The following is a 12,509-nucleotide window of genomic DNA, read 5'->3' as shown; positions in this document are numbered from 1 at the left end:
TATCGGACAGGAAACCCATCCTCCCCCCACGAGGATTAGCTCTCATCGCCCGAGTATTCCCCCGGATAACCCTTAATAACCAAGGCATTCCGCCGATCTTTGCGTCAACGTGTCGGACGACGGTTTCGCTGGGGCCGCGCTGCTTCGAGGGGCCGCGCGGGGGGCGAGCCGGGCTCGATTTCGCAAGGGCCTCAATTTTTCGCAAGGGAGGGCAACCCAATGTCACATGGTCTCGCAAGCCTGTTCCGGTTCCGGCCGCTTCTGGCGGTCCCACTGGCCGTTTCGCTCATTTCGACTTCGATGCTTGGCGGATGTTCGTCGCCCACCGCATCGTTGCCCACGCTCGCATCCACCCCGGCGGGAGCCTACAAGGTGGGTGCGGGCGACAAGCTCCACATCGTGGTGCAGGACCTGCAAAGCGCCAACGGCGACTACATCGTCGAGGACAGCGGCGCGATCTCGCTGCCCTATATCAAGCAGGTGGACGTCGCCGGCCTGACCTATCGCGAGATCGAGCAGGGCATCGCCGCGTCGCTGCTGCGCCAGGGCATCATGACCGGCGATCCGGTGGTCAACGTCGGCCCGGTCGAACTCCGCCCGTTCTACGTGGTGGGAGAGGTGAACAAGCCCGGCCAGTTCGAATATCGCCAGGGGATGACGGTGCTCGCGGCGATCTCGGCCGCGGGCGGCTATACCTACCGCGCGCAGACCGGCAAGGTCGCCGTGACCCGCGTGGTCAGCGGCAAGGACGTCACCGCCAGCGCCGACGAGATGGCGACCATCCAGCCCGGCGACCGGATCCGCGTCTACGAGCGGTGGTTCTGAGGCCATGCGGGGGGCAATCGTACTGGCCGCGCCGGTCCCGTTCCTGCTCGCGATGCCGCAGCAGGCACTGGCCCAGGCCCGCGACATCGGCTCGACCGCCTCGGCGGTCTATCCCAACGACAAGGACTATCGCGAGCTGCCGATGCACCTCGGCTCGCTCAACGTCAGCCTCGGCGGCGAGGCGCGGGTGGAATACGACACCAACGTCTACGCCCAGGAGAACAACGCGCGCGACGACGTCCACCTGGAACTGACGCCGGAACTGCAGATCAACACCGGCCCCGGCACGCTCAGCGGCCAGGCGCATGCTTCGGCCACGGTCCGCCGTTTCGCCAATCTCAAGACCGAGAACACCGAGGCCTGGTCGCTGGACGGCACCCTGCGCTGGTCCCCGGAGGCGACGACTTCGCTGGTCGGGCGCGCCTTCTGGCAGCGCACGGTGGAAGAGCGCGGCAGCCCGGAATCGCGGCAGGACCCCAATGCCGGACCGCGCGAGATCGACAGCCTCGGCACCGACTTGCGCTTCCGGCACATGACCCGCCGCCTGCTGTTCGACCTCCAGGGCAACTTCACCAAGTACGATGCCGTCTCCACCGTGGACGACAACCGCGACTTCAACAGCATGAACGGCGTGGCCACCGTGGGCTGGCGCGTGACCGGCATCACTTTCGTGACCGCCAGCGCCTTCGTCGCGCGGCGCGACTTCCGCATCGAATATACCCCCGCGGGAGACAAGCGTAACACCACCACCTGGGGCGGCCGCCTGGGCGTGGAATTCGAACCCGGCGGTGTGCTGCAAGGCAACCTTTCCGCCGGCTTCTTCCGCTTCACGCCGGACGACAAGGCCGTGCCCGATCGCACCGGCCTCTCGGTCTCGGGCAGCCTGACCTACCGGCCTCGCGAGCGCACGGCGATCATGCTGGACGCCTTCAACGGCGATGTCGCCACTTTCCGCAGCGGCGCCCAGTCGCGAACCGACACCACGGTCAAGCTCTCGCTCCAGCAGGAGATCCGCCACAATCTCTTCGCTTCGGTGGGCGCGGGCTATCGAAGCACGCGCTACATCGGCTCGGGGGTGAAGGAACAGACGCCCACGGTCTCGGGCGAAGTGGAATACCTGTTCTCGCGGAACATGTCGGTCGCGGGCTACGCCAACTTCGGCAAGCGCAACAGCGACGACGCGACTCAGGAATTCGACCGCCTCAAGGTCGGCGTCTCCTTCCGCCTGCGGTTCTGATCGGAACCGGGAAGCGGGCGGCAAGGGAAGGCGAAGGGCGCTACTCCTCGAGGGCGCCATTCCCCGTCGCCGCGCGCGCTTCGACTTGCGCGCGAAGTCCGGCGACTTTGGCCCGGATCGAGGCGCGGACTTCCTCCAGAGAGGGATATTCCGCCTCGATCTCGGCCCGGATACGTTCGTAGAGCGGATCGCCCGGCCGGGGATCGCGGCGGGTGTCGCCATAGCGATGGGGCAGGCGCTGGCGCAGCAGGAACAGCATGAGCTGCGTGTCGTGGCGCGTCCAGGAGGCCACCACTTCGCCGCGGCTTACCACCGGACGCTCCTCGCCCCGGATCGCGCGTTCGAGCGCGCAGTCCTCCAGCCGCATCATTCCCCGGCCGATCGCCATGTCCCATGCCGCCGAGAACCCCTCCGCGCCGGGCAGGTGGCGCAGCTTGTAGAGCGCTTCCATCGAGGCGCCGATGCTGCGCGCGGCCTGCGTGACGATGCCGCTGGCCGCGAGCGCAGCGATGAAGGCCCGCTGCCGCTCCGGCGTGATCGAGTTGGCGCGCGGCGCCTTGTGCCGATAAGGCGCGAAGCCCAGCAGGGGATCTTCGGGATCGATGGCATCCTCGAAGAAGGCCGTCCGCGAAGTCCGCCGCCCCGGCCGCACGGAAGCGCAGCGCACCGCCGTTTCCGCGGCAACCCGCACAGAGGAACTGGAACAAGCCGTTTCGCCGCGAGCCTCCGGGGCCGAGGATTTCACGCCGGCCGCCGGAGACGCGAAGGATCCTCGCGCCCGCTCATCCCGCGCCTGTCGAAGAAGCCGCTCACCGCGACGCCGTTTCGAAGAACCTGGATTTGGAGATTTTCTGCCGGAAGACATAAGGCAACCTCGCTCGCGCTGATGGACCTGTGTTCCCAATGGCAGGCCGGTCTAACGCGAGCGGGGACGTGTAGGAAAATGGTTTCTTCACTACGTCTCTTCCAGTTCTCGATCATCCACTTCATCACCGCACTTCGCTCGGTTCGCGCGGCGATACGCTATGTTTCAAGCTGTTAACACCTGTCTTCATCCTTGATTTATTGCTTTTTTAAGCAACTCTGAGCATCTTCAGATGATAATCTGGGGGCAGCATGGCCGACAAATTTTTCACTTTATTCCACTACAGTATGGTTCCGATTCAACAATTAGATATTGAAACCAAGATCGGGATGTCGCGCGAAGAATGGATACGTTACGTTCTATCCAGGCCCTTCCAGTTCTCATACCGAGGAGGCGTGGAGCTCCATTGGACGCCCAAGGGGAGGCTAGAAGAATCGTTCTACGGCCTAGTGCAGCGTCAGCGTGCTCACTCCCTACATCGATCGCCAGACGAAGGCGGCGACGAAATCATGACCGAAGAATGGCAGGGCGCTTATGTACTAGTTGATCCTACGGTTCACAACGAAGGACAGCGGATAGCGGTCGAAAACGACGTTGTCGGGCGCCCAGAAACGCTCCTGAAATACTTGATGGCCGCAATAAACGAGCGCATCGACGCCCCTTATCAAACCGAATTCGAGCCCATATTTGATGCGGATTCATTCTGGAGCTTCGTTGATGAGCATGGATCGAAACTAAAGTCGATTAGGTTTAAGTTTGTGGTGCCTAACATGTGGGGCACCGAAAAAGAGCTCGAAAGAGAGTTGCAAGATACTCGCGATAAAACGGGCGCTGAAAGAGTGGATATTGGGCTATCGTCCGAGCATGGTGTGGATGCACGCTCCGATCAAGTTGCCAATGGTGTTGAGTATGCCGAACGCGGCTCGGGGAAAATTTTTGCGCGATCCATGGGAGGAGCTACTTACAGAAGCAACGACGAGCCAAAGCGTACAGAAATTTCATACTTAAATGATATTGCGTTGATGGGAGAAAATTTTCTCCGAGATGCAAGAAAGAGGATATTAGGCCGTGAGTAAGGAAATTCCCAGAATCTTATTGATTCTGATTTTCTGCTTACTTATGACTGGTTGTATTTTCTTTCCATGGTGGATTAGTAGAAATTCCTTTCTAGATACATTTTTGAACGGGTCGTATCTAAGTGTAATGGGGACAATTGTATCAATAACCGTGGCTTCCTGCTCAAATATTTACTTAAGGTTGGGGCAGCTTGAGGCTGCGGGTCGGGGGCCTTTTCCTGGAACTAAGAAGGCTCTCCGCAAGTCGGCTTTTAGTCTTGTATTTATATTTTCGGCGGCGTTCTTTATTCTTGTTTTAAGAGGTGCGATTGACGCAAGCGGCCGTTTCGGCGCATTTTTAAATTCCTTATTGATATGCGGTGTGTTTTTCTTTTGTTCAGTGCTGCTGGATATTACGCGCGTCGCATTCAAGTTGCCCAGCAGCTGAATTTCTTGACCCCGCCTCCCAAATCTCCTAAGGGCGCCCATCTCCTGCGAGTGTTCTCGCGGGAAACGACATAGAGCTGAACATTGTCATGTCAGCATTTCCGGGACTTTCCCGCAGCCTGGCTGCCGGAAAAGCCGCTTTGGGAACGCCTTTCGCGAGTCGCGGGGTGGTTCTTGCCGGGAAGGCGCATGGCAAAGTAATCCGGTGCATTTGCCCGGGTGGAGTGTTTTTCGGCTCACGTTCGACGGTTGCCATGGGCGAACCGCCAGTAACTCCGGATCGGGGTGAAAGGGCTGGTTCCGATATCCGGCTCGTCTCGCGTGAACTCTCGAAAAAATTCCGTCCCTTTCAGATGCTCCGGGCTCCGATGTCGATCGGTCCCTTGGGGTGCGAAGGGTTCGCGCCGGTGCGCCTGCTGCTGCAGGCATCGCTCCGGCCCGGATCCATCGCACTCCCATTTGAAAGAAGAGTATAGATGCCCACTATCAACCAGCTGATCCGCAAGGGTCGCGAGCCGCAGAAGGCCAAGTCGAAGGTTCCTGCGATGGAGCAGAACCCGCAGAAGCGCGGCGTTTGCACCCGCGTTTACACCACGACCCCGAAGAAGCCGAACTCGGCTCTCCGCAAGGTCGCCAAGGTGCGCCTGACCAACAGCCGCGAAGTCATTTCGTACATCCCCGGTGAAGGCCACAACCTGCAGGAGCACTCGGTCGTGCTCATCCGCGGCGGCCGCGTCCGCGATCTTCCCGGCGTTCGCTACCACATCCTGCGCGGCGTGCTCGACACCCAGGGCGTCAAGGATCGCAAGCAGAGCCGCTCGAAGTACGGCGCCAAGCGTCCGAAGTAAGCCGGCCCGCGGGGCTTCGCGCCTCGCACGGTACTAGATTTACCGGCCGGTGATGCTCACGCTCCCGCCCGAAAGAACAAGGAATATCAACGATGTCACGTCGTCGTCGTCCCGAGAAGCGGATTATCCTGCCCGATCCCAAGTTCGGGGATCTCATCCTGTCGAAGTTCATGAACAACCTCATGTACGACGGCAAGAAGTCGGTCGCTGAAGCGATCGTCTACGGTGCCATGGAAACCATGGAAACCCGCGCCAAGGCCAACCCGGTCCAGCTGTTCCACGACGCCCTGAACAACGTCGCGCCGCAGATCGAAGTCCGCAGCCGCCGCGTCGGTGGTGCGACCTACCAGGTCCCGGTCGAAGTCCGTCCGGAGCGCGCCCAGGCTCTCGCCATCCGCTGGCTGATCACCGCAGCCCGCAACCGTCCCGAGACCACCATGTCGGCGCGTCTCTCGGGCGAGCTGCTCGATGCTGCCAACAACCGCGGCAATGCCGTGAAGAAGCGCGAAGACACGCACCGCATGGCGGACGCGAACCGCGCCTTCTCGCACTACCGCTGGTAATGTGCGTGGTGTCGCCCGGATCGATTGCCTCTCGGCGGTCATCCGGGCGTCACACTTTTATTTCAGGGGGCGAGGTCTTATCTGAAGGCCGCTCCGCTCCCAAACACTCCTGCTAAGGATTTTCACCATGGCACGCAGCCATCCGCTCAATATGTACCGTAACATCGGTATTATGGCGCACATCGACGCCGGTAAGACCACCACGACCGAGCGAATCCTCTACTACACCGGCAAGTCCTACAAGATCGGCGAAGTCCACGACGGCGCTGCGACCATGGACTGGATGGAGCAGGAGCAGGAACGCGGCATCACCATCACCTCGGCTGCGACCACCTGCTTCTGGACGTCCGAGGGCCAGGAATACCGCATCAACATCATCGACACCCCCGGGCACGTCGACTTCACCATCGAAGTCGAACGTTCGCTGCGCGTGCTCGACGGTGCGGTCGCGTGCTTCGACGGCGTTGCCGGCGTTGAGCCGCAGTCGGAAACCGTGTGGCGCCAAGCCGACAAGTACGGCGTTCCGCGCATGTGCTTCATCAACAAGCTCGACCGTACCGGCGCGAACTTCAAGTACTGCGTGCAGTCGATCATCGACCGCCTCGGTGCGACGCCTGCCGTGCTCTACATTCCGATCGGCCTCGAAGCCGATCTGAAGGGCCTGGTCGATCTGGTTCACAACCGCGCAATCGTCTGGAAGGACGAATCGCTCGGCGCCGAATTCTTCTACGAAGAAATCCCGGCTGAACTGGCTGACGAAGCTGCCGAATACCGTGAGAAGCTGCTTGAACTCGCTGTCGAGCAGGACGATGCGGTGATGGAAGCCTACCTCGAAGGCACCGAGCCCGACGTCGCCACGCTGAAGGCGCTGATCCGCAAGGGCACGCTGAACCACAAATTCGTTCCGGTCGTCTGCGGTTCGGCGTTCAAGAACAAGGGCGTGCAGCCCCTGCTCGACGCCGTCGTCGACTACCTGCCTTCGCCGCTCGACATCGAAGACGTCCAGGGCGTCAAGGTTGACAGCGACGAAGCCGACAGCCGTCCGCCGGAAGACAGCGCACCGTTCTCGGCGCTGGCCTTCAAGGTCATGAACGATCCCTTCGTGGGCTCGCTCACCTTCATCCGCATCTATTCGGGTACGCTCGCCAAGGGCACTTACCTGAACTCGGTGAAGGGCAAGAAGGAAAAGGTTGGCCGTATCCTCGAGATGCACGCCAACGACCGTAAGGACATCGACGAGGCCTTCGCGGGCGACATCGTCGCGCTGGCCGGCATGAAGGAAACCACCACGGGCGACACGCTCTGCGCGGAAAAGGCGCCGATCGTTCTCGAACGCATGGAATTCCCCGAGCCGGTTATCGAACTGTCGGTCGAACCGAAGACCAAGGCCGACCAGGAGAAGATGGGCGTTGCGCTCAACCGTCTCTCGGCTGAGGATCCCTCGTTCCGCGTCACCACCGACCACGAGTCGGGCCAGACGATCATCAAGGGCATGGGCGAACTTCACCTGGACATCATCGTCGACCGTATGCGTCGCGAGTTCAAGGTCGAAGCCAACGTCGGCGCTCCGCAGGTCGCCTATCGCGAATACCTCGCCAAGCCTGTCGATGTGGACTACACCCACAAGAAGCAGTCGGGCGGTACCGGTCAGTTCGGTCGCGTGAAGATCAAGGTCACGCCGGGCGAGCGCGGTGCGGGCATCACCTTCAAGGACGAGATCAAGGGCGGTAACATTCCGAAGGAATATATCCCCGCGATCGAAAAGGGCATGCGCGAAACCGCTGCCTCGGGCTCGTTGGTCGGCTTCCCGATCATCGACTTCGACATCGTTCTCTACGACGGTGCCTACCACGACGTCGACTCGTCGGCCCTGGCCTTCGAAATCGCCGGTCGCGGTGCCATGCGTGAAGTCGCGCAGAAGTCCGGCATCAAGCTGCTCGAGCCGATCATGAAGGTTGAAGTCGTCACCCCCGAGGAATATCTCGGCGACGTCATCGGCGACATGAACAGCCGTCGTGGTCAGATCCAGGGAACCGACAGCCGCGGCAATGCCCAGGTCGTCGAATCCATGGTCCCGCTGGCCAACATGTTCGGCTACGTGAACCAGCTCCGCTCGTTCACCCAGGGCCGTGCAAACTACTCGATGTTCTTCTCCCACTATGACGAGGTCCCGGCGAACGTCGCGGCCGAGGTCAAGGAGAAGCTTGCTTAAAAGGCAAGATCAGACTACGGGCGGCGCCTGTTTCAGCGGGCGCCGTCCATTCCCGCAGATTCGATTTCAAGCGAAAAGAAGGTTTGAACAATGGCGAAGGCAAAATTCGAGCGGAACAAGCCGCACTGCAACATTGGCACCATCGGTCACGTCGACCACGGCAAGACGACCCTGACGGCCGCCATCACCAAGGTCATGTCGGAAGCTTTCGGCGGTGAAGCCGTTGACTTCGCCAACATCGACAAGGCTCCGGAAGAGCGCGAGCGCGGCATCACCATCTCGACCGCTCACGTTGAGTACGAGACGGAAGCCCGTCACTACGCACACGTCGACTGCCCGGGTCACGCTGACTACGTGAAGAACATGATCACCGGTGCCGCCCAGATGGACGGCGCGATCCTGGTTGTGAACGCTGCTGACGGCCCGATGCCGCAGACCCGCGAGCACATCCTGCTTGCCCGCCAGGTCGGCGTGCCGCAGCTTGTCGTGTTCATGAACAAGGTCGACCAGGTCGACGATCCGGAACTCCTCGAGCTCGTCGAGCTGGAAGTTCGTGAACTGCTCTCGTCGTACGATTTCGACGGCGACAACATTCCGATCGTCATGGGTTCGGCTCTGGCCGCCCTTGAAGGCCGCGACGACAACATCGGCAAGGAAAAGATCCTTGAGCTGATGAAGGCAGTCGACGACTTCATCCCGCAGCCCCCGCGTCCCACCGACAAGGCATTCCTGATGCCCGTCGAAGACGTGTTCTCGATCTCGGGTCGTGGTACGGTTGTTACCGGCCGCGTCGAAACCGGCATCGTCAAGGTTGGTGAAGAAGTCGAAGTCGTTGGTATCCGCGACACGCAGAAGACCACCGTCACCGGCGTCGAAATGTTCCGCAAGCTGCTCGACCAGGGTGAAGCCGGCGACAACATCGGCGCACTGGTTCGTGGCCTGAAGCGCGACGACGTTGAGCGTGGCCAGGTTCTCGCCAAGCCGGGCACCGTGACCCCGCACACCGAGTTCTCGGCTGAAGTCTACGTTCTGTCGAAGGACGAAGGCGGCCGTCACACGCCGTTCTTCGCCAACTACCGTCCGCAGTTCTACTTCCGCACCACCGACGTGACCGGCGAAGTGATCCTTCCCGAGGGCACCGAAATGGTCATGCCGGGCGACAACGTTTCGCTGACCGTGAAGCTGATCGCTCCGATCGCCATGGACGAAGGTCTCCGCTTCGCAATCCGCGAAGGCGGCCGCACCGTCGGTTCGGGCGTCGTTGCCACGATCACGAAGTAATTCGCTGATCGGCTTCGGCTAACGTGATTGGCCCGGCGTCTCGAGAGAGGCGCCGGGCTTTTCGCGTTCATGGAGCCAAATGGATTTAAAGGGCGCAAAGCCCGGCTTGCAGTTTTATCGGGCCCGCAAATCGCCCTGTGCGATCTTCCATGCATCCGAGCCCTTGGGTGCTTCGGGAATGGACGCGAGGTCGATGTAGTAGACGGGTGCCGGCACGCGGCCGAACGGTATGGTGATGCAGGGGCCTAGGCAGCCGGGCAGGTCCCAGAGGTCCGGCGGGTACGCTGCGCCCGTCCGCGTGCTCTCGTCGACGGATTTCGAGGCCGGGACGCGCTGGTTCGTGCCGTCGCCGTTATGTGAGCAGACAACGATCGTGCCGTCATTGCCGCCATTGCTGGCGCGGGCGGCCTCACGGCATGCGTCGTCCACGGGGCCATTCCCGGCATCGGGCATGGCGGCGTGAGCGGTGAGCACGTCGGTATCGTCGAGGTCGATCGGAACGCCCGTCTGGCTGCGGCCGTAGGGGGAATTGCCGGCTACGGCGAGCTCAGGTGCCAGACATGCAAGTGTTAGCGCGGCAAGTGCGCGGGAAATTATCGTGGTAGTGGAGGGCATTGAAAGCGCCTTCTGTTAGGCGTCGCCATGCCAAGGTAGGATGCTGATCGGGGGCAGGGAAGAGGGGATGCGATGAACTGCATCGGCGGCCCCCGGAAACCTGCCGGACTTGATGAAATCAGGGCTTGCCCGACTCGGCATCAGCGTGTAGTGGCGCGGTTCGAATTTGACGGGGCTTCGGCCCTTTGGCTCTTTCTCATCGGTAGTAGGTAATGGAAGCTCAGAACATCCGTATCCGCCTCAAGGCGTTTGACCATCGCGTGCTCGACCAGGCCACTGGCGAAATCGCTGACACGGCTCGCCGCACCGGCGCTCTGATTCGTGGGCCCATTCCCCTGCCGACGAAGATCGAGAAGTTCACGGTCAACCGTGGTCCGCACATCGACAAGAAGTCGCGTGAGCAGTTCGAAGTCCGCACCTACAAGCGTCTGCTTGATATCGTGCAGCCGAACGCAGCTACCGTCGACGCTCTGATGAAGCTCGACCTGGCTGCCGGCGTGAACGTCGAGATCAAGCTGGCCTAAGCCGGTTTGCGGGGCTGCCATCGGCGGCCCCGACAGTCTTTTGATCGGACTTTAAACGATCGGTGAAATTCGGATCCTCGGATCCAAATTACCTTGTCGGCCCCCATGGCCGGCTTTGCAGGCAACAGTCTGCAGAGACAGCGCCCCGGACAAGCGGTTCGGGGACACAAGGGATACCTCCGCCGTTTCCTTCGGGAATCGTCGGGAATGCGTCCCCCGTCTCGTTTCCGCGGCCCATGATGGGCTTGCAGGGAACACCTGACCCGGACGGGGTTCGTATCACAACCAGGGTTGGACACGCGTACGAGGGATGGTCCTGCGTACGCCTCTGTAAGGAGAAAGGTCATGCGTACAGGCGTGATCGCCAAGAAAGTCGGGATGACCCGCCTGTTCCAGGAGGACGGTCGCCACGTGCCCGTCACTGTCCTGGCACTTGAAGACTGTCAGGTGGTTTCGGTTCGTACTGCTGATCGTGACGGCTACGTCGCGGTTCAGCTCGGTGCGGGCGAAGCAAAACAGAAGAACGTTGCCAAGCCGCAGCGCGAACACTTCGCCAAGGCTCAGGTTCCCCTGAAGATGCGCGTCGCGGAATTCCGCGTCGCCGACGACGCCCTTCTGGAAGTCGGTGCCACGATCGCTGCCTCGCACTTCGTGCCCGGTCAGCTGGTCGACGTAGGCGGCCACACCCAGGGTAAGGGCTTCCAGGGCGCCATGAAGCGCTGGGGCTTCGGCGGTATGCGCGCCACCCACGGTGTTTCGATCTCGCACCGTGCGCACGGTTCGACGGGTAACCGTCAGGATCCGGGCAAGGTGTTCAAGAACAAGAAGATGGCCGGCCACATGGGCGACCGTCAGCGCACCCAGCAGAACCTCGAAGTCGTCCGCGTGGACGACGAGCGTGGCCTGATCTTCGTCAAGGGCTCGGTCCCCGGTTCGAAGAACGCCTGGCTCACCGTGTCGGACGCCGTCAAGGTCGACCGTCACGCCGAGGCTCCGTACCCCGCCGGCATCAAGTCGGCCAGCAACACCAATGATACGGCCGCTGCCGTGACCCCGGCCGAAGCCGCGGCTCCCGAAGCGACCGAAGGCCAGGAGGGCTAATCATGAAGGTTCAGGTCCTCAACATCGACGGTTCGGCCGCCAACGCCGACATCGAGCTTTCGGACGACGTGTTCGGCCTCGAGCCGCGCGCGGACATCCTGCACCGCGTCGTCACCTGGCAGCTCGAAAACCGTCGCGGTATCGCCCGCGCGACCCGCGAGCGCTCGGAAGTCGCCCGTACCGGCAAGAAGTTCGGTCGCCAGAAGGGCGGCGGTACTGCCCGTCACGGCGATCGCGCTGCTCCGGTGTTCATCGGCGGTGGTAAGGCTCACGGTGCCCGTCGCCGCGAGTTCAACATCTCGCTGAACAAGAAGATCCGCGCACTCGGTCTGAAGATGGCTCTCTCGGCCAAGGCCCAGAACGGCCTGGTCATCGTCGACTCGCTCGACGTTGCCGACGCCAAGACCAAGTCGCTTGCCGGCCAGCTCGCCAAGGCGAACTTCGGCAAGAAGGTTCTCGTCATGGACGGTGAGCAGGTCAACGAGGGCTTCGCCCTGGCTGCCCGCAACATCATCGGTGTCAACGTGCTCCCGGCTGTCGGCGCCAATGTCTACGACATCCTGAAGCATGATACGCTGGTGTTGACGCGCGCCGCGGTCGAGAAGCTGGAGGCGCGTTTCAATGGCTAAGAGCAACGTGGATATCCGTCACTTCGACGTGATCCTGTCGCCCCACATCACCGAGAAGTCGACCCTGCTTTCCGAGCAGAACGCAGTCGTCTTCAAGGTTGCTGACAAGGCGACCAAGCCCGAGATCAAGGCCGCCGTCGAAGCTCTGTTCGACGTCAAGGTCACCGGCGTGAACACGCTGGTCGTCAAGGGCAAGACCAAGCGCTGGCGCGGTAAGGCTTACCGCCGCAGCGACGTGAAGAAGGCGATCGTCACGCTGGCCGAAGGCCAGTCGATTGACATCACCGAAGGCGCGCGGGGTTAATTC

Annotated in this window: 14 protein-coding genes; 12 read left to right on the top strand and 2 right to left on the bottom strand. The window is 61.6% G+C overall.

Going from position 1 to position 12,509, the window contains the following annotated elements; genetic code table 11:
• Positions 1–219 precede the first annotated feature (219 nt).
• Together AC1VV3_RS06200 and AC1VV3_RS06195 are read left to right on the top strand one after the other, a co-directional pair.
• A complete protein-coding gene (locus tag AC1VV3_RS06200) occupies positions 220–825 on the top strand; it encodes a polysaccharide biosynthesis/export family protein (RefSeq protein ID WP_132263836.1) in 606 nt (201 codons plus the stop codon).
• Positions 826–829: 4 nt separating this feature from the next.
• Complete coding sequence (locus AC1VV3_RS06195) at positions 830–2,062, top strand: outer membrane beta-barrel protein (protein ID WP_132263834.1); 1,233 nt, start codon at positions 830–832, stop codon at positions 2,060–2,062.
• 40 nt (positions 2,063–2,102) lie between these two features.
• Here AC1VV3_RS06195 and AC1VV3_RS06190 read toward each other — a convergent pair whose 3' ends face one another.
• Positions 2,103–2,729 (bottom strand): hypothetical protein, encoded by a 627-nt coding sequence (locus AC1VV3_RS06190; protein WP_431566680.1) that lies wholly within the window; start codon positions 2,727–2,729, stop codon positions 2,103–2,105.
• A 449-nt stretch (positions 2,730–3,178) separates the two neighbouring features.
• Here AC1VV3_RS06190 and AC1VV3_RS06185 point away from each other — a divergent pair, with 449 nt between their 5' ends.
• From AC1VV3_RS06185 to tuf, 6 genes are all read left to right on the top strand, one after another.
• Entirely contained in the window at positions 3,179–4,003 is an 825-nt protein-coding gene (locus AC1VV3_RS06185; RefSeq protein ID WP_431566681.1) for a hypothetical protein, read from the top strand.
• Entirely contained in the window at positions 3,996–4,430 is a 435-nt protein-coding gene (locus AC1VV3_RS06180) for a hypothetical protein (RefSeq protein WP_431566682.1), read from the top strand. The genes AC1VV3_RS06185 and AC1VV3_RS06180 overlap by 8 nt, the downstream gene beginning before the upstream one ends.
• Before the next feature lie 475 nt (positions 4,431–4,905).
• Positions 4,906–5,277: a 30S ribosomal protein S12 gene (gene rpsL, locus AC1VV3_RS06175; protein WP_007682177.1), complete on the top strand. Its 372-nt coding sequence runs from the start codon at positions 4,906–4,908 to the stop codon at positions 5,275–5,277.
• A gap of 92 nt (positions 5,278–5,369) precedes the next feature.
• Positions 5,370–5,840: a 30S ribosomal protein S7 gene (rpsG, locus tag AC1VV3_RS06170; protein ID WP_132263829.1), complete on the top strand. Its 471-nt coding sequence runs from the start codon at positions 5,370–5,372 to the stop codon at positions 5,838–5,840.
• 127 nt (positions 5,841–5,967) lie between these two features.
• The gene (gene fusA / locus AC1VV3_RS06165) at positions 5,968–8,052 is read left to right on the top strand and encodes an elongation factor G (protein WP_134095327.1); all 2,085 of its coding nucleotides are present in this window, start codon (positions 5,968–5,970) and stop codon (positions 8,050–8,052) included.
• Positions 8,053–8,142: 90 nt separating this feature from the next.
• Entirely contained in the window at positions 8,143–9,333 is a 1,191-nt protein-coding gene (gene tuf / locus AC1VV3_RS06160; protein ID WP_132263826.1) for an elongation factor Tu, read from the top strand.
• A gap of 114 nt (positions 9,334–9,447) precedes the next feature.
• Here the strand turns inward: tuf and AC1VV3_RS06155 are convergent, their stop codons facing one another.
• Positions 9,448–9,948: a hypothetical protein gene (locus AC1VV3_RS06155; protein ID WP_431566683.1), complete on the bottom strand. Its 501-nt coding sequence runs from the start codon at positions 9,946–9,948 to the stop codon at positions 9,448–9,450.
• Positions 9,949–10,160: 212 nt separating this feature from the next.
• Between AC1VV3_RS06155 and rpsJ the strand changes: the two genes are divergently transcribed.
• From rpsJ to AC1VV3_RS06135, 4 genes are all read left to right on the top strand, one after another.
• On the top strand, positions 10,161–10,472 hold the full coding sequence (gene rpsJ / locus AC1VV3_RS06150; protein WP_007011873.1) for a 30S ribosomal protein S10: 312 nt from the start codon (positions 10,161–10,163) through the stop codon (positions 10,470–10,472).
• Positions 10,473–10,817: 345 nt separating this feature from the next.
• Positions 10,818–11,573 carry a 50S ribosomal protein L3 gene (gene rplC / locus AC1VV3_RS06145; protein WP_132263823.1) on the top strand — a complete coding sequence of 252 codons (756 nt, stop codon included), beginning with the start codon at positions 10,818–10,820 and terminating at the stop codon, positions 11,571–11,573.
• Positions 11,574–11,575: 2 nt separating this feature from the next.
• Entirely contained in the window at positions 11,576–12,202 is a 627-nt protein-coding gene (gene rplD / locus AC1VV3_RS06140; RefSeq protein WP_313435404.1) for a 50S ribosomal protein L4, read from the top strand.
• Positions 12,195–12,506 carry a 50S ribosomal protein L23 gene (locus tag AC1VV3_RS06135; RefSeq protein WP_313435402.1) on the top strand — a complete coding sequence of 104 codons (312 nt, stop codon included), beginning with the start codon at positions 12,195–12,197 and terminating at the stop codon, positions 12,504–12,506. Before rplD ends, AC1VV3_RS06135 begins: the two co-directional genes overlap by 8 nt.
• Positions 12,507–12,509 lie beyond the last annotated feature (3 nt).

It is taken from the genome of Novosphingobium sp. BL-S-34 (genome assembly GCF_056857015.1).
Note: the sequence above shows the minus strand (reverse complement) of the source record. Positions and strands in the feature narration are given on the sequence as shown.